This is a genomic window from Castellaniella sp. (assembly GCF_004321985.1).
GTDB lineage: Bacteria > Pseudomonadota > Gammaproteobacteria > Burkholderiales > Burkholderiaceae_B > Castellaniella.
In genome coordinates this window covers 70,192-86,760 of sequence record NZ_SCQN01000041.1, presented here as the reverse complement: position 1 = coordinate 86,760, position 16,569 = coordinate 70,192, and the positions used below count along the sequence as shown (strand labels likewise).

14 protein-coding genes are annotated in these 16,569 nt (G+C 63.3%); 10 read left to right on the top strand and 4 right to left on the bottom strand.

Features of this window, described 5'->3' with window-relative positions:
• The first annotated feature begins 62 nt into the window (after positions 1–62).
• Together EPN31_RS08895 and tdh are read left to right on the top strand one after the other, a co-directional pair.
• On the top strand, positions 63–1,271 hold the full coding sequence (locus EPN31_RS08895) for a glycine C-acetyltransferase (RefSeq protein WP_291772126.1): 1,209 nt from the start codon (positions 63–65) through the stop codon (positions 1,269–1,271).
• 36 nt (positions 1,272–1,307) lie between these two features.
• On the top strand, positions 1,308–2,336 hold the full coding sequence (tdh, locus tag EPN31_RS08890) for an L-threonine 3-dehydrogenase (RefSeq protein ID WP_291772123.1): 1,029 nt from the start codon (positions 1,308–1,310) through the stop codon (positions 2,334–2,336).
• A gap of 92 nt (positions 2,337–2,428) precedes the next feature.
• On the opposite strand, the gene EPN31_RS08885 is transcribed toward tdh, so the two are convergent.
• A complete protein-coding gene (locus EPN31_RS08885) occupies positions 2,429–3,718 on the bottom strand; it encodes a Glu/Leu/Phe/Val dehydrogenase (RefSeq protein ID WP_291772120.1) in 1,290 nt (429 codons plus the stop codon).
• A gap of 125 nt (positions 3,719–3,843) precedes the next feature.
• Positions 3,844–4,518, bottom strand: coding sequence for a Crp/Fnr family transcriptional regulator (locus EPN31_RS08880; protein ID WP_291772117.1), 675 nt, complete (start codon positions 4,516–4,518; stop codon positions 3,844–3,846).
• Between the two features lie 149 nt (positions 4,519–4,667).
• On the opposite strand from EPN31_RS08880, the gene EPN31_RS08875 reads away from it, so the two are divergent.
• The 8 genes from EPN31_RS08875 to EPN31_RS08840 all read left to right on the top strand — a co-directional run bounded on the left by EPN31_RS08875 (position 4,668) and on the right by EPN31_RS08840 (position 14,214).
• Complete coding sequence (locus tag EPN31_RS08875) at positions 4,668–6,629, top strand: long-chain fatty acid--CoA ligase (protein ID WP_291772114.1); 1,962 nt, start codon at positions 4,668–4,670, stop codon at positions 6,627–6,629.
• A complete protein-coding gene (locus tag EPN31_RS08870; protein WP_291772112.1) occupies positions 6,630–7,448 on the top strand; it encodes an ABC transporter ATP-binding protein in 819 nt (272 codons plus the stop codon).
• Positions 7,449–7,456: 8 nt separating this feature from the next.
• A complete protein-coding gene (locus EPN31_RS08865) occupies positions 7,457–8,386 on the top strand; it encodes a branched-chain amino acid ABC transporter permease (RefSeq protein WP_291772109.1) in 930 nt (309 codons plus the stop codon).
• A gap of 37 nt (positions 8,387–8,423) precedes the next feature.
• Positions 8,424–9,488: a branched-chain amino acid ABC transporter permease gene (locus EPN31_RS08860; RefSeq protein WP_291772107.1), complete on the top strand. Its 1,065-nt coding sequence runs from the start codon at positions 8,424–8,426 to the stop codon at positions 9,486–9,488.
• Between the two features lie 39 nt (positions 9,489–9,527).
• On the top strand, positions 9,528–10,859 hold the full coding sequence (locus tag EPN31_RS08855) for an ABC transporter substrate-binding protein (RefSeq protein WP_291772104.1): 1,332 nt from the start codon (positions 9,528–9,530) through the stop codon (positions 10,857–10,859).
• Between the two features lie 106 nt (positions 10,860–10,965).
• Complete coding sequence (locus EPN31_RS08850) at positions 10,966–11,793, top strand: ABC transporter ATP-binding protein (protein WP_291772102.1); 828 nt, start codon at positions 10,966–10,968, stop codon at positions 11,791–11,793.
• A gap of 18 nt (positions 11,794–11,811) precedes the next feature.
• The gene (locus EPN31_RS08845) at positions 11,812–13,083 is read left to right on the top strand and encodes a phenylacetate--CoA ligase family protein (RefSeq protein ID WP_291772099.1); all 1,272 of its coding nucleotides are present in this window, start codon (positions 11,812–11,814) and stop codon (positions 13,081–13,083) included.
• A 111-nt stretch (positions 13,084–13,194) separates the two neighbouring features.
• On the top strand, positions 13,195–14,214 hold the full coding sequence (locus EPN31_RS08840) for an amino acid ABC transporter substrate-binding protein (protein WP_291772097.1): 1,020 nt from the start codon (positions 13,195–13,197) through the stop codon (positions 14,212–14,214).
• 26 nt (positions 14,215–14,240) lie between these two features.
• Here EPN31_RS08840 and EPN31_RS08835 read toward each other — a convergent pair whose 3' ends face one another.
• The gene (locus tag EPN31_RS08835; protein WP_291772095.1) at positions 14,241–15,146 is read right to left on the bottom strand and encodes a hydroxymethylglutaryl-CoA lyase; all 906 of its coding nucleotides are present in this window, start codon (positions 15,144–15,146) and stop codon (positions 14,241–14,243) included.
• A 180-nt stretch (positions 15,147–15,326) separates the two neighbouring features.
• A complete protein-coding gene (gene dprA, locus EPN31_RS08830; protein ID WP_291772092.1) occupies positions 15,327–16,487 on the bottom strand; it encodes a DNA-processing protein DprA in 1,161 nt (386 codons plus the stop codon).
• Positions 16,488–16,569 lie beyond the last annotated feature (82 nt).

The window sequence follows — 16,569 nt, the reverse complement described above, 5'->3', positions numbered from 1 at the left end:
TACAATGCCGGCTACGGGGAAACCCTGAAAGACTCCGAATTCATTTTTGCAACAGGTGTAGCATGTCGCAACGGTTTCTGACCCAGGCTCGCGCCCGGATCGAGCAGCTCAGGGCCGATGGTTTCTACAAATCCGAGCGCATCATCGCCAGCCCGCAGTCGGCTCGGGTGCGACTGTCGGACGGAACCGGGGTCCTGAATTTCTGCGCCAACAATTACCTGGGTCTGGCCAATGACGCGCGGCTGATCGAAGCAGCGCGCGAGGGCTTGGCGGCAGACGGTTTCGGCATGGCTTCGGTGCGGTTCATCTGCGGCACGCAGTCTGGACATAAGGCGCTGGAATCCGAGCTGGCACAGTGGCTGGGCATGGGGGATGCGATCCTCTATTCGAGCTGCTTCGATGCCAATGGCGGCCTGTTCGAGGCCTTGCTCGACGAACAGGACGCCGTCGTGAGCGATGCGCTCAATCACGCGAGCATCATCGATGGGGTGCGTCTTTGCAAGGCGCGCCGCTATCGTTACGCCAACAATGACATGGCGGACCTGCGTGCCCAGCTTCAGGCTGCGCGGGCCGACAGTGCCCGCCACATCATGATCGCCACCGATGGCGTGTTTTCCATGGATGGCATCGTTGCCAATTTGCCCGCCGTCTGCGATCTGGCCGACGAGTTCGATGCAATGGTCATGGTCGATGATTCCCATGCGGTCGGGTTCATGGGCGAGGGTGGTCGAGGGACTCCAGAGGCCTGCGGCGTCCAGGGGCGCGTCCATGTCCTGACGGGTACGTTGGGCAAGGCGCTGGGTGGTGCCTCAGGCGGCTATGTGGCTGCCGACCCGGTGATCGTGGATCTGCTGCGCCAGCGCTCACGCCCGTATCTGTTTTCGAATACGCTCGCACCTGCGATCGTCGCCGCTTCGCGTCGGGTGCTGGGGCTCCTGCAGTCGGCCGAGGGCGCTGAGCTTCGCGATCGCGTGCACCAGAATGGCCAGCACTTTCGTCAGGCCATGCAGGCGCTGGGCTTCGAGCTGGTGCCCGGCCATCATCCCATCATCCCCGTGATGCTGGGGGATGCCGCGCTCGCCGGCCGCATGGCGGATGCGTTGCTGGCCGAAGGCATTTACGTGGTCGGCTTTTCCTATCCTGTCGTGCCCAAGGGGCGCGCACGCATCCGCACCCAGATGAGTGCGGCGCATACACCGGACGATATCGATCATGCCGTCCAGGCGTTCGCCCGCGTGGGGCGGTCGCTGGGCGTGATCGGCAAAAACTGAATTCCAAGTACGAATACTGTTCTGTCTGGAGCTTCAATGAGAGCCTTGGCCAAAATGCAGCCTGCCGAAGGGCTGGAACTGGTGGATGTTGCCAAGCCCACCATGGGTCACAACGACCTGATGATCCGCATCCGCAAGACGGCAATCTGCGGAACCGACATCCATATCTGGAAGTGGGACGAGTGGGCCGCGCGCACGATCCCGGTGCCCATGCATGTGGGGCACGAATACGTAGGCGAGGTCGTGCAGGTTGGTACTGAGGTTCAGGGATTCCGGGTGGGCGACCGGGTCTCCGGGGAAGGACACATCACCTGTGGACACTGCCGCAACTGCAGAGCGGGGCGCCGCCATCTGTGCCGCAATACACAAGGCGTGGGCGTCAATCGGCCGGGAGCCTTTGCCGACTATCTGGTGATTCCGGCTTTCAATGCCTTCAAGATTCCGGACGACGTCTCGGACGATCTGGCGGCGATTTTCGACCCGTTCGGCAATGCCACGCATACCGCGCTGGCGTTTGATCTGGTCGGTGAAGACGTGCTGATCACCGGTGCTGGTCCGATTGGCGCAATGGCGGCTGCCATTGCCCGGCATGTGGGCGCTCGCCATGTGGTGATCACCGATGTGAACGACTATCGCCTGGATCTGGCGGCCCGTATGGGAGCAACGCGGACCGTCAACGTGGCGCGCGAAGACCTGAAGGACGTGATGCGGGAACTCGGCATGACCGAGGGCTTTGACGTGGGTCTGGAAATGTCGGGCGTTCCCAGCGCCTTCGCCAGCCTGATCGATCAGATGAATCATGGTGGCAAAGTCGCCATGCTGGGCATCCTGCCCGATGGGGTCGGAATCAACTGGAGCCAGGTGATCTTCAAGGGACTGGAGATCAAGGGAATCTACGGCCGCCAGATGTTCGAGACCTGGTACAAGATGGTCGCCATGCTGCAGAGCGGCCTGGACCTTTCGCCCATCCTGACCCACCATTTTCCGGTGGCGGACTACCGCAAGGGGTTCGAGGCCATGCTGTCCGGCCACAGCGGCAAGGTCGTGCTGGACTGGAACATCTGAGGCCATCGCATCCCCCTGCGGACAGGGGGATGCGGATTCATGAGCTGGCTCCGCGCAGCGCCGCCAGCGACTGCTGCGTGGCGGGCGGCGCGTCAGGGGTACAGACCGCGCACCTGGCGGGCTTCGAGGATGCGTGAGCAGGCCACGATGAATGCGGCCGTTCGTAGCGACACCCCATGGTCGCGCGCAACCTTCGACATGGAAGCATAGGCGGACCGCATCATGGCTTCCAGGCGGTGGTTGATTTCCTGTTCCGTCCAGAAGAAGCTGGAGAAGTCCTGCACCCATTCAAAGTAGCTGACCGTCACGCCGCCCGCATTGGCGACCACGTCCGGCACGATCACGGTGCCTTTGGCTGAAATGATGTCATCGGCCTCTGGGGTGGTTGGGCCGTTGGCGCCTTCGACCAGAATGCGGGTGCGGATCAGGTCGGCGTTGTCGTGCGTGATCTGCCCCTCCAGGGCTGCCGGGATGAGGATGTCGGTTTCCAGGGACCAGAATTCATTCGGTTCGAGCGTCTCGGTGTCGGCTGCGCCGGCGACGCCGCCGTGCTGGTGCACATGATCGAGCAGGGCTGGCACGTTCAGGCCGTGCGCGTTGTACACGATCCCGGTGTGATCATAGACCGCGAGAATTTTGGCGCCCGCTTCGTGGAACAGTTGTGCGGCGGTTCCCCCTACATTGCCGAAGCCCTGGATCGCCACACGGGCGCCCCTGATGTCGATGTTCGATTCGCGGGCGGCCTCGCAGGCCACCACGAATACGCCGCGGCCGGTGGCGGCCACGCGTCCCAGGCTGCCACCCAGCGAGACCGGTTTGCCGGTGACCACGCCGGTGATAGTGCGGCCCTCGTTCATGGAATAGGTGTCCATCATCCAGGCCATGACTTGCCCGTTGGTGTTCACGTCGGGTGCCGGGATGTCCTTGTTCGGGCCGATGATGTCGCCGATTTCGCTGGTGTAGCGGCGCGTGATGCGCTCGAGTTCTGCCTGCGAGTACTGGCGCGGGTCGATGCGGATGCCGCCCTTGGCGCCGCCGAATGGCAGGTTGACGGCGGCTGACTTGACCGACATCCACGCCGATAGGGCCATGACCTCGGACAGCGTGACGTTCTGGTGAAAGCGTACGCCGCCCTTGCCGGGGCCGCGCGACGTGTTGTGCTGGACGCGGTAGCCCTCGAAATGAGCCACGGTGCCGTTGTCGAGTTCGACGGGCACGTCGACGATCAGGATGCGCTTTGGGCGTTTGAGCGTTTCCACCCATCGCGCCAGTGGCCCCAGGTAGGGGGTGACGCGGTCCACCTGCTCCAGGTAGATGGACCAGGGACCTGGATTGGCAGGATCCAAATAGGAGGGCAGGTGGTGCAAGTGCGGTTCAGCCATGTTGTACAGCCTCTGCAGAGTTGAAGAGATACATAAACATACAAGCGGCCCCATTTTAATGCGGCGGCCTTTGGCTGTCTCCAATGCCATCGTTTCTGGCGTCGGCGGGAGCGTTCCGAAACCAGTTATATCCCGTAGTCCTTGAGCCCGGCGAGGTCCAGGACCTGGACGGCGCCGTACTCTACCTTCAGCAACTGCGCAGCTTCCAGCGTACGCAGGGCCTGGTTGGTGCGTTGCCGGGAAATCCGCGCCAGGTAGCCGATCTCTTCCTGGGTGATCTCCAGCCGCATGGAGTTGCCGGGATAGAGCAGCGGATTGAAGAGTTCGGCCAGACACCGCGCCACGCGTGCATCGGGGGCCAGCAGTCGGTCGTATTCCGCCTTGCCGATGAATTGGGCGACCCGTTCGTTCAGCTGATGCAGCAGGTAGCGGTTGAAGGGGATGCTGGCATCGAGCAGCCAGTAGAAGGTGTCGCCGCGCAATCGTGCGATGGTGCTGCGGCGAAGCGCGATGATGTCGTACTTGCGGGCTTCGTGCTTGAGCAGCGACCCCTCGCCGATCCAGCCACCCGCGGGCACCCCCGTGAGCGAGGCCAGCTTGCCGTCGGCGTTACCCACCGAGACCTTGATCAGGCCATCGAGCACACCGATCCATGCGCTGGCGACGACCCCCTTGTGCTCGATGATGGTCCCTGGCTCGACCTGTGCCACGGTTGTGTCCTGCAGGACGCGAGCCTGCTGGGCGTCCTCCAGCAGATCGAACCAGGCCGCGTGGGCCTGCAAATCCAGGGTCAGGTTCATGGGGAATTACCCTAGGTCACGGTCGAATGTCATATGTGCGACAGTCCGGGTGCTGCGCAGCCGGTACCTTAGGCGGAAACAGCGCTCGCTCAGAAGCGCATTTCACGGCACCCGGCGCAATCATGTCCTGCGTCAGCCGAGGAGACATCATGGTACAGGAATCCACTTTGCCGGCAACTTTTCCGGCCCTGTTGCTGCATCACGCCGATGTACGCGGCGGTCGGCCGGCGATCCGCGAAAAGGATCTTGGGATCTGGCAGACCTTGACCTGGTCGGAGGTCGCCCGCGAAGTCCGGCGCGTGGCGGCGGCTCTGTCGGATCTGGATGTCGTGCCAGGCGAACACGTCGCGGTAGTGGGTGAAAACCGCCCCCGTCTTTACATGGCCATGATGGCGGCGCAGTGCATTGGTGCGATTCCCGTGCCGCTCTATCAGGATGCCGTGGCCGATGAGATGGCCTATGTCTTGCAGGACGCCGAGGTGGGCGTGGTGGTTGTCGAGGACCAGGAGCAGGTCGACAAGATGCTTGAGCTCTCCGACCGTTGCCCGGCGCTGCGCACCATCGTGTACGACGATCCGCGCGGCCTGCGCCACTATGCCGATGTGCGCCTGCTTGGCTGGGATTCCCTGCTGGCGCGAGGCGATGCGCGCATGCAGCGGAACCCCGACGAGATCGCCGCCCGCATGGCGGCTATTCGTCCGGACGATACGGCGGCGATGTTCTATACCTCGGGCACGACCGGCAAGCCAAAAGGCGTGGTGCTCACTCACTGCGCGCTCATTGATCGTGCACGGGTGATCGAGCGATTCGAGCAATTGACGGATCACGAGGACGTGCTGGCCTATCTGCCGCCGGCGTGGATCGGCCAGAACATGTTTTCCTACACGCAGTTCCTGACCACGGGCTTCACGGTCAACCATCCCGAGTCACCTGAGACAGTCTCCATCGATATGCGCGACATCGGGCCGACCTATTATTTCGCGCCGCCGCGAGTGCTGGAGGGGTTGCTCACGCACGTCATGATCCGCATGGAGGACGCGGGGCGCATCAAGCGCTGGCTGTTCGGCCGCGCGATGAAGCTGGCACGCCGTGTGGGCCCCGGCATCCTGGACGGCCGTCGTGATGTCCCCGCCTGGGACCGCCTGAAATACGCGCTGGGTAATGTGCTGATCTATGGTCCTTTGCGCAACATCCTTGGCATGAGCCGGGTGCGGGTGGCCTATACAGCGGGCGAGGCCATCGGCCCGGATTTGTTTCTGTTCTATCGGTCGATCGGCATCAACCTGAAGCAGCTGTACGGTTCGACCGAGACTTCGGTATTCGTGTGTGTGCAGGCCAATGGCCAGGTACGCGATGACACTGTGGGGCCGCCCTGCGACGGGGTGGAGATCCGGGTCGATGACAACGGCGAGATCCAGCTTCGCAGCCCGGGCCTGTTTTCGGGGTATTACCTCAACCCCAAGGCAACCGCCGAATCCTATACCGAAGACGGCTGGTTCCACACGGGCGACGCCGGGTACCTGGATGCGGACGGGCAGCTCAAGATCATCGACCGTGCCAAGGACGTGGGTCATCTGTCCGACGGCAGCCTGTTCGCACCCAAATACATCGAGAACAAGCTCAAGTTCTTTCCCTTCATCAAGGAAGCCGTGGCCTTCGGCGCGGACCGCGACGAGGTCTGCGCGTTCATCAACATCGATCTGGAAGCGGTGGGCAATTGGGCCGAGCGCAGGGGGCTGCCGTATGCCGGTTATACGGATCTGGCGGGCAAGCCCGAGGTCTACGACCTGATCCGAGACTGCGTCGAGCAGGTCAACCGGGATCTGGCCGCCGATCCCAAGCTCGCCGCCTCCCAGGTAGTACGTTTCCTGATCCTGCACAAGGAACTCGATCCCGATGACGACGAGTTGACCCGGACGCGCAAGGTCCGCCGGGCATTCATCGCGCAGAAATACGCCGTGCTGGTCGATGCCCTGTTCGCCGGGCACAAATCACAGTTCGTCGAGACCGAGGTCAAGTTCGAGGATGGGCGCACAGGGCGGGTGGCGGCCGATCTTCGCATCGAACCGGCGGCTGTGGTGTCGCCCGAATCGTTGAAGAAGGTTGCTTGAATGAGCGCCCTGCCGAATTCCGATGCCGCCGACTCCCGTGCGCAGCGCATGGGGGATGTGATCCTCGATCTGCAGAACATCTCGCTGACCTTCGGCGGCGTGAAGGCGCTGACCGATATCTCGTTCGATGTTCGCGAGCACGAGATCCGCGCCATCATCGGGCCCAATGGCGCCGGCAAGAGCTCTCTGCTCAACGTGATCAATGGCGTCTACACGCCCCAACGGGGTGGGATCTGGCTGGCAGGCCAGCAGTTCTCGCGCATGAATCCGCGCCGTGCCGCCGAGATGGGCGTCGCGCGCACCTTTCAGAATCTGGCGCTGTTCAAGGGCATGAGCGTACTGGACAACATCATGACCGGGCGCAACCTGCGCATGAAAAGCGGCCTGCTCGCCCAAGCGTTGCGCCTCGGACCCGCCGAGCGCGAGGAGATCGCCCACCGCGAGGTTGTGGAGAACATCATCGACTTCCTTGAGATTCAGGCCTGGCGGAAAACCCCGGTGGGACGGCTGCCCTACGGGCTGCAGAAGCGCGTGGATCTGGGCCGGGCGCTGGCCATGGAGCCGCGCATCCTGCTGCTGGACGAGCCCATGGCGGGCATGAACATCGAGGAAAAGCAGGACATGAGCCGCTACATCCTGGATGTGAACGACGAGTACGGCACCACCATCGTCCTCATCGAGCACGACATGGGGGTAGTGATGGACATCTCGGATCGGGTCGTGGTGCTGGACTACGGCCGCAAGATCGGCGACGGCACGCCGGACGAAGTGCGCGGCAATCCCGAGGTCATCCGCGCCTATTTGGGCGCCAGCCACTAGGAGCAGCCATGGGATTCCTTCTGGAGACGACGATCGGCGGGCTCATGAGCGGCATGCTCTATGCGTTGGTGGCGCTGGGGTTCGTGCTGATTTTCAAGGCTTCCGGCGTATTCAATTTCGCCCAGGGCGCCATGGTGCTGATCGCGGCGCTTGCCATGGCCCGGTTCTCCGGATGGATCAATGGCTGGCTGGGCGGTGAATCCCTTTGGCTGGCCAATATTCTCGCCTTTCTGGCAAGCGCGGTGTTCATGTGGTTGATCGCGTTGCTGGTGGAACGCCTGGTGCTGCGACACCTGGTCAACCAGGAAGAAACCACGTTGCTCATGGCCACCATTGGCATTAGCTACTTCCTGGATGGCATCGGCCAGATCCTGTTTGGCAGCTCGGTGTATTCGATCGATGTCGGGATGCCCAAGGACCCGGTGATCATCCTGGATTCCATGTTTGAAAACGGTGTGCTCATCAGTCTCGAAGACCTGACGGCGGCGGCGGTGGCAGCGGTCCTGGTCGCGGCGCTGGCATTTTTCTTCCAGTACACCCCGGTGGGCCGCGCGCTGCGCGCCGTGGCCGATGACCACCAGGCCGCCCAGTCGGTGGGCATACCGCTCAACCGCATTTGGGTGGTGGTCTGGACGGTGGCCGGCATGGTGGCCCTGGTGACCGGCCTGGTCTGGGGGTCCAAGTTCGGCGTGCAGTTCTCGCTTTCCACGGCCGCCCTGCGGGCCTTGCCAGTGGTGATACTCGGCGGTCTGACTTCGATACCGGGTGCCATCGTGGGCGGCCTCATCATCGGCGTGGGGGAAAAGCTCTCCGAGGTCTACCTAGGACCGTTCGTCGGTGGCGGCATCGAGATCTGGTTTGCCTACATGCTGTCTCTGGTGTTCCTGCTGTTCAGGCCGCAAGGGCTGTTTGGCGAAAAAATCATCGACCGCGTCTGAGCGCGTCCTGCAACACGGCTGATGGGGGTATCCGTCCATGCTTTATCGTGAAAACGGTCAGTTCAAGAGCAGCTATCGAGCGGATCAGCAGATCTTTCCGATCCGCCAGGACCGCTGGTTCGTGGCGGCCTTGCTGCTGGCCGCTTTCGTGGTGGTGCCGCTGACCGCGTCGGAATATCTCCTGCAGGCCGTTCTCATCCCATTCCTGATTCTGTCGCTGGCCGCCATCGGGCTCAATGTCCTGGTGGGCTATTGCGGCCAGATCTCCATCGGCTCGGGGGCGTTCATGGCGGTGGGAGCCTATGCGGCGTGGAATTTCGGCGTGCGCATCCCCGGCCTGCCGCTGGTGATCCAAATTCTCCTCGGCGGGATCTTCGCCACGCTGGCGGGGGTGGTGTTCGGCGTACCCAGCCTGCGCATTCGCGGCCTCTATCTGGCAGTTGCGACACTGGCCGCGCAATTCTTCATGGACTGGGCGTTTTTGCGCATTCCGTACCTGACGAATTATTCGACTTCGGGCAACGTCTCCGTGCCCGCGCTGGAGGCTTTCGGCCTGCCAGTCGAGACGCCGGCCCAGAAATACTTTTTCGTGCTGTGTTTCGTGGCGGTCATCGGGGTTCTGACCAAGAATCTGGTGCGGGGCGCCATCGGGCGGCAGTGGATGGCCATCCGCGACATGGACGTGGCCGCAGCCGTGATCGGGATCCGGCCCGTGTATGCCAAGCTCACCGCGTTCGCCGTGAGCTCGTTCATCATCGGCGTGGCGGGCGCGTTGTGGGCCTACATCCACCTGGGTTCCTGGGAGCCGCTCGCCTTCGACCTGAACCGTTCGCTGCAGCTTCTGTTCATCATCATCATCGGTGGCCTGGGTTCGGTGATCGGCAGCTTCTTCGGCGCCGCCTTCATGGTGCTGGTGCCTATCCTGCTGACCAATGTCCCGCATTTGCTCGGCTTGGAGCTGCCCGTGGACCTGGCGTCGCATATCGACCACATGATCTTCGGCTTTCTGATCGTGTTTTTCCTGATCGCCGAGCCGCATGGCCTGGCCAGGCTCTGGAGCATCGCCAAGGAAAAACTTCGGCTCTGGCCGTTTCCGCATTGATTTTTTAACCGGTGCCACAAGCACCAGGAGGAGCTACAGATGAAGCATGCACTGACTCGAACCGCAGCCGTCGTACTGGCCGTAGCTGGCCTGGTAGGTACCGTCGGCACTGCGCAGGCAGCCGAAGAAGACTTCATTCCGCTGCTGGTCTACCGTACGGGGTCCTTCGCGCCCTTGGGGATCCCATGGGCCGACGGCAAGATCGACTATCTCAAGCTGGTCAATGAGCGCGACGGTGGCGTCAACGGCGTCAAGATCACTTACGAGGAATGTGAGACAGCCTATTCCACGGACAAGGGCGTGGAATGCTATGAGCGGTTGAAGGACAAGATGGGCGGTGCCACGGGGTTCGACACCCAGTCCACCGGCATCACCTTCGCCGTCACGGATCGCGCCATGGTCGATGGCCGTTCGGTGGTGACCGTGGGCTATGGGCTGTCGCAGTCCGCCGACGGCCGGGTGTTCAAATGGAATTTCCCGCTGCTGGGGACGTACTGGACGGCCGCCGACGTGATGATCCAGGATATCGCCAAACGAGAGGGCGGCGAGGCCAAGCTCAAGGGCAAGAAGATTGCGCTGGTCTATCACGACTCACCCTTCGGCAAGGAGCCCATCCCGCTGTTGCAGGAGCGGGCCAAGGCCAACGGGTTCGAGCTGCAGCTCTATCCGGTGACCGCACCGGGGGTGGAACAGAAAGCGACCTGGTTGCAGATCCGTAAGAACCGCCCCGATTTCGTGCTGCTCTGGAGCGCGGGCATCATGACGCCCACCGCCATCCGCGAAGCTCAGGGAGTCGGCTATCCGCGCGACAAGATGTACGGCATCTGGTGGGCCAGTTCCGAGACCGATGTGAAGGATCTGGGGGCAGCGGCCAAGGGCTATCACGGCATCACCATCCAGAACAGTGCCGAGCATGGCCGTGTGCATGACGACATGAAGAAATACGTCTACGACAAGGGCCAGGGAGCCGACAAGGACGGCAAGTCCTTTGGGTCGCTCGCCTATACGCGCGGCATGATGATTTCCATGTTGCAGGTCGAGGCTATCCGTACGGCCCAGGACAAGTTCGGCAAGGGCAAGCACATGACGCCGGAGCAGGTGCGCTGGGGCTATGAGCACCTGAATCTGGATGAGGCCCGGCTGGAGAAGCTGGGTTTCGCCAAGCTCATGCGGCCGGTGAAGACGTCGTGCGAGAACCATATGGGGACGGACTGGGCCCGCATCATCGAGTGGGACGGCAAGAAGTTCAACGTGGTGTCGGGCTGGTACCAGTCCGATCCCAAGTACGTGCAGCCGCTGGTGAAGTCGCTGGGCGACAAGTACGCCGCCGAGAAAAAGCTTCCCACACGTGATTGCGCAGCCGAGGGCTGAATGGTCTGAACCGGAGCCGGGGTGACCCGGCTCCTGGTGCCTTGTCCGGGTGGCTGGTGCACGCCAGCGGGGATGCGCCGGGCAGGACACTTGCGGAGATGAAGTCATGAATGGCACTCAGGCCTCGAGCCCCGTCGCATTGCTGAACGTCAATGGCATCGAGGTGATTTACAACCATGTGATCCTGGTGCTCAAGGGCGTCTCGCTCAATGTGCCGGAAGGCCGCATTGTGGCGCTGCTGGGTGCCAATGGGGCCGGCAAGACGACTACGCTGCGGGCTATCTCCAACCTGCTGAAGGGAGAACGCGGCGAGGTCACCAAGGGCAGCATCGAATATCGTGGCGAGCGCATCGAGGCCCTGTCGCCCGCCGATCTGGTCCAGCGCGGCGTGGTGCAGGTCATGGAAGGTCGGCATTGTTTTGCGCATCTGAGCATCGAGGAAAATCTGCTGACCGGCGCCTATACCCGTCGGCTCTCGCGCGCGGATCTGGATAGGGCGCTGGAGCGCGTCTATCAGTATTTCCCACGCCTGAAGCAGCGGCGCAAGACCCAGGCAGGGTATACCTCGGGTGGCGAGCAGCAGATGGCCGCCATCGGGCGGGCGCTCATGGCGGATCCACGCATGATCCTGCTGGATGAGCCCTCCATGGGGCTGGCGCCTCAGATCGTGGAAGAGATCTTTGAAATCGTGCGCGATCTCAACCAGCGCGAGGGGGTGAGTTTCCTGCTGGCCGAGCAGAACACCAATGTCGCGCTGCGCTACGCGGATTATGGCTACATCCTGGAAAACGGGCGGGTCATGATGGACGGCGCTGCACAGAACCTCGCGCGGAACGAGGACGTCAAGGAATTCTATCTGGGGGTTTCCGGGGCGGGTCGTACCAGCTTTCGCGATACCAAGTTCTACCGCCGCCGCAAACGCTGGCTGGCTTGATCCTGGGGGTGGATGGCCATGCAGGCTTATTTCGATACACGCGAAACCCGGTCCACCGAGCAGCGGGAGCGCGAACTCTTCGAGTGCTTGCCGACGGTGCTGCGCGCGGCACGAGAGCGGGCGCCTGCCATTGCCCGCCAGCTCGATGGCATGGATGTCACGCAGCTCACGTCCCGCGAGGCGCTGGCGCGGGTGCCCGTGCTGCGCAAGAGCGAGCTGTTGCAGGTCCAGCATGCGGCGCGCATCGGTGCGACTGACGGTTCCACGCAGGCCGAGCGGCTGCGGGTCTTCGGCGGATTTTCCACAGTGGGTTGGGGGGCTGCGCGGCGCGTGTTTGCCTCGCCCGGCCCGATTTACGAGCCCGAGAGCGCCCGGCCAGATTATTGGGGGTTTGCCCGTGCGCTTCACGCCGCCGGTGTGCGGGCCGGCATGCTGGTCTATAACTGCTTCTCCTATCACTTCACACCGGCCGGATCCATGATGGAAACGGCGGCGCATGCGCTCGGCTGCACGGTGTTCCCGGGTGGCGTCGGTCAGACCGAGCAACAGGTCCGCGCCATGGCCGATCTGGGTCCGCAGTGCTATACCGGGACACCCAGCTTCCTGCGCATCATTCTGGAGCGCGCCGACGACATGGGGGTGGCGCTTCCCACGCTGCAGCGGGCGCTGTTTTCGGGTGAGGCTTATCCGCCTTCGCTGCAGGCCTGGTTCCAGGCTCGCGGGATCCAGGGGTTTCAGGCGTATGGCAGCGCGGATCTGGGGATGGTTGCCTTCGAAACCGAATCGCGTTCCGGCCTGGTGGTCAACGAGGACAAGATTCTGGAGATCGTGCGTCCCGGTACCAGCCAGCCGGTGCCCGCGGGGGAAGTCGGCGAAGTCGTGGTGACCACCTTCAATCCGGACTATCCGCTGCTGCGCTTCGGCACCGGCGATCTGTCGGCCCTGATGCCCGGGCCGTCGCCGTGCGGCCGCACGAATCTGCGTATCCGCGGCTGGTTGGGGCGGGCGGATCAGACGACCAAGGTGCGCGGCATGTTCGTGCATCCCGAGCAGATCGCCCGGGTCCTGATTCATCATCCGCAGATCCGCCGTGCCCGTCTGGTGGTCTCGGGCGAGGCAGGCCACGATGTCATGACCCTGCGGGTCGAGGCCGAGCCTTCGCTGGATGCTTCAGCCGTCGCGGATACGGTGCGCGATCAGACCAAGCTGCGCGCCTCGGTAGAGATCCTGCCGTCCGGTAGCCTTCCGAATGACGGCAAGGTCATCGAGGACATGCGCACGTACGAATGATCGCCAGTGCCGGCATGAAGCTTATGGCGCCTGGGATATAAGCCTGGCCGGGAAGCTGGGGTACTATTTTTGCTCGTACGTTGATGAGACACATACTCGGGGAGACCTCTCATGCGTGGACTCAGGATTGCGGCTGCCGTCGTGGTGGTGCTTGCGGCCGCCGTGCCAGCCGCTCGGGCCGATACTCTGGCAGTGGTCAAGGGACAGGGTGCGGTGCGCTGCGGCGTGACGACCGGTTTTGCAGGGTTTTCGGCTCCCGATGCCAAGGGCGACTGGAAGGGGCTGGACGTGGACATGTGCCGCGCGGTGGCGGCTGCGGCGCTGGGTGATGCGTCCAAGGTCAAGATCGTGCCGCTGAATGCCCAGCAGCGGTTCACGGCTTTGCAGTCCGGTGAAATCGACCTGCTGGCGCGCAATACCACCGTGACGGAGTCCCGGGATACGGCGCTTGGGGCCATTCATGCCGCGATCAATTTCTACGACGGGCAAGGATTTCTGGTGTCCAAATCGCTGGGCATCACGTCGGCCAAGCAATTGAACGGTGCCACGGTCTGCATGCAGACCGGGACATCGAATGAGCAGAACATGGCGGACTGGTCTCGCGCCAACGGCGTGCAATACAAGCCTGTGGTCATCGAGCAGTTCAACGAGGTGGTCAATGCCTATGCATCCGGCCGTTGCGACGTGTTCACCACGGATGCATCAGGACTGGCTTCGATCCGCATCGCCAAACTCACCAAGCCAGAGAACTATGTGATCCTGCCGGAGATCATCTCCAAGGAACCGCTGGGACCCTTCGTGCGCCAGGGCGACGACGCCTGGCTGAATATCGTGAAGTGGTCCTTCCAGGCAATGATCAACGCCGAGGAGTTGGGGGTGACTTCCGCCAACGTAGATGCCCAGTTGAAGAGCCCCAACCCGAATGTCCAGCGTCTGCTGGGCGTGACGGGCAGCGCCGGCAAGAATCTGGGGTTGGATGAGCAATGGGCTTACCGTATCGTCAAGCAGGTTGGCAACTACGGCGAGTCCTACGAGCGAAACGTGGGCATGGGCAGCCCGCTGCAAATCCAGCGTGGGCTCAACGCGTTATGGACCAAGGGTGGCCTGATGTACCCATTGCCAATCCACTGATTTTTGCCTGACCGGCCAGGCCCGCATCAGGCCTGCTTCTTCAGGGCCAGTGCGCGGCCGGCGCGGCTGGATGTGGCGCGCCCGATCTCCTGCGAGATCCATTGGCCGATGTCCACCACGGCGTCCAGCTCGATGCCGGTGTCCAGGCCCTGGCCGTTCATCAGATACAGCACGTCTTCGGTGGCCACGTTGCCGGTGGCGCCCTTGGCGTACGGGCATCCGCCCAGGCCGGCGACCGAGCTGTGGAAGATGCGTACCCCGCATTCCAGCGCCGCCAATATGTTCGCCAGCGCCTGGCCGTAGGTGTCGTGGAAGTGGCCCGAGACCCGGGTGCCCAGATCCGTCACCTGCCCCACGGCCTTCAACACCCGCTGGACCTGTGCCGCTGTTCCCACCCCGATGGTATCGGCCACGTCGATTTCGTCGCAGCCCAGCCGCAGGAACCGTTCGGCGACATCCACCACGGCGGAAACCGGCGTTTCGCCTTGGTAGGGACAGCCCAGCGAGCAACTGATGCTGCCGCGCAGCCGCAGGCCCGCTTGTTTGGCAGCTGCGGCCACCGGCTCGAAGCGTTCGATGGATTCGGCAATCGAGCAATTGATGTTGCGCTGGGAGAAAGCCTCGCTGGCGGCGCCAAAGATCACGACTTCATCGGCATGCGCCGCTAGCGCCGCCTCGAATCCTCGCATGTTGGGGACCAACACGGAATAGATCGTGCCCGGGCGGCGCGTGATGCCGGTCATCACGTCGGTGCCGTCGGCCATCTGGGGCACCCATTTGGGCGATACGAAGGCCGCGGCTTCGACGTTGGCGAACCCCGCCGATGCCAGTCTGTTCACCAGATCGATCTTGACGGCGGTGCCGACGAACTGTTTTTCGTTCTGCAGGCCGTCGCGTGGCCCGACTTCGACGATCTTGACGTGCTCAGTCATGGGGTAATCATGCCTAGAAATTCAAAGGGCGGTCTTGATGCATCCGGTGCCCCAGGCGTTCAGCACGCCTGCGAGCCAGCCCGGCGAGGTGCCTGGAGGATGCCGAGCCCATCATAGCGCATGGGCCCAGGTGATCGGGGCGGGCTGGGGGGACGCACGGCCGTGCGGCGTCCGGGCGAATCAGCGGCGCCGCAGGTAGCGACCGTCCGGCTGGCAGACGATCTGGCCGGCCAGCTCCATGAGGGTCAGCCGGCTCAGCAGCTCTGACGTCGTCCAGCCTGTCTGGCTCTGGATCTGGTCCAGTCCCGTCGGGTCGCGGCCCAATGCTTCCAGAAGCTTCTCGAAGGCGTCGGCCGGCAATCCATCCGGGGGGGCCATCGTGGTGGGGGCCGGCATGGGGGGCGCTGGCATGGGGCGCCTGATCCCGGGCAGTTTGCCCTGTTGCAGTTCTTCCAGGATGTCCTGCCCGGATTCCACCAGTTTCGCCCCCTGGCGGATCAGTGCATGGCAGCCGTGGGACAACGGTGAATGGATGGAGCCGGGGATGGCGAAGACTTCGCGTCCCAGGTTCCCGGCCAGGCGCGCGGTGATCAGCGAGCCGCTGCGTTTTGCGGCTTCGACGACCAGCACCCCGCGCGACAGGGCCGCGACCAGCCGGTTGCGCCGTGGGAAGTTCATCGGCAGACCCTTGGTGCCCAGTGGGAATTCGGACAGCAGCAAGCCGTTGGCGGCGATTCGATGCGCCAGGTCGCGGTTGGACGTGGGGTAGACACGGTCGATGCCGGTGCCCAGGACGGCGATGGTCCCGCCGCCCGTCGGGCCTGCGAGCAACGCGCCCTGGTGGGCGGCGGCATCGATGCCGCTGGCCAGGCCGCTGACGATGCACCAGCCTTGTCCGGCCAGGTACTGCGCGAAGTCCTGGGCGTTGTCCATTCCGCTTTGCGTGGCGCTGCGCGCCCCCACAATGGCGATGGCGGGGCGTTGCAGGAGATCCAGGTCGCCGTGCGCAAAGAGCACGGACGGTGCGTCGCTCTCAAGGTCCATGAGCGCCGCTGGGTATGAATCCTGGTCGGCCAGCGTCAGCAGTGCGTGGCCAGGGGCGCGCAGCCATTCCAGGGACTGCTCGATGGCGGCTTGCTGGATGTCGTCGGGCGGACGGCTCAGGCGGGCCGCGAGTTCTGGCGCCAGATAGCGGGCGAGGCTGCCGGAGGAGGCCGTGCAGATATTTTGCGGCATGCCGAATATCGAGAGCAGCAATTGCAGGTGCTCCGATTTCAGGCCAGGTTCCAGATTCAACCGGATCCAGGCGTGCAGTTCGGCGGGGTTGGGGGTGGGTGCCATGGCGCCAGTGTGCCACGGGATGCCGCAGGCGGCATGCGAGATGGGGCAATATGCGCACAAAGTTGTTTTATCATAGAGCTTT

Coding starts and splice junctions, on each gene's coding strand:
- EPN31_RS08895 (WP_291772126.1), top strand. CDS start 63: ATGTCGCAACGGTTTCTGACCCAGGCTCGCGCCCGGATCGAGCAGCTC.
- tdh (WP_291772123.1), top strand. CDS start 1,308: ATGAGAGCCTTGGCCAAAATGCAGCCTGCCGAAGGGCTGGAACTGGTG.
- EPN31_RS08885 (WP_291772120.1), bottom strand. CDS start 3,718: ATGGCTGAACCGCACTTGCACCACCTGCCCTCCTATTTGGATCCTGCC.
- EPN31_RS08880 (WP_291772117.1), bottom strand. CDS start 4,518: ATGAACCTGACCCTGGATTTGCAGGCCCACGCGGCCTGGTTCGATCTG.
- EPN31_RS08875 (WP_291772114.1), top strand. CDS start 4,668: ATGGTACAGGAATCCACTTTGCCGGCAACTTTTCCGGCCCTGTTGCTG.
- EPN31_RS08870 (WP_291772112.1), top strand. CDS start 6,630: ATGAGCGCCCTGCCGAATTCCGATGCCGCCGACTCCCGTGCGCAGCGC.
- EPN31_RS08865 (WP_291772109.1), top strand. CDS start 7,457: ATGGGATTCCTTCTGGAGACGACGATCGGCGGGCTCATGAGCGGCATG.
- EPN31_RS08860 (WP_291772107.1), top strand. CDS start 8,424: ATGCTTTATCGTGAAAACGGTCAGTTCAAGAGCAGCTATCGAGCGGAT.
- EPN31_RS08855 (WP_291772104.1), top strand. CDS start 9,528: ATGAAGCATGCACTGACTCGAACCGCAGCCGTCGTACTGGCCGTAGCT.
- EPN31_RS08850 (WP_291772102.1), top strand. CDS start 10,966: ATGAATGGCACTCAGGCCTCGAGCCCCGTCGCATTGCTGAACGTCAAT.
- EPN31_RS08845 (WP_291772099.1), top strand. CDS start 11,812: ATGCAGGCTTATTTCGATACACGCGAAACCCGGTCCACCGAGCAGCGG.
- EPN31_RS08840 (WP_291772097.1), top strand. CDS start 13,195: ATGCGTGGACTCAGGATTGCGGCTGCCGTCGTGGTGGTGCTTGCGGCC.
- EPN31_RS08835 (WP_291772095.1), bottom strand. CDS start 15,146: ATGACTGAGCACGTCAAGATCGTCGAAGTCGGGCCACGCGACGGCCTG.
- dprA (WP_291772092.1), bottom strand. CDS start 16,487: ATGGCACCCACCCCCAACCCCGCCGAACTGCACGCCTGGATCCGGTTG.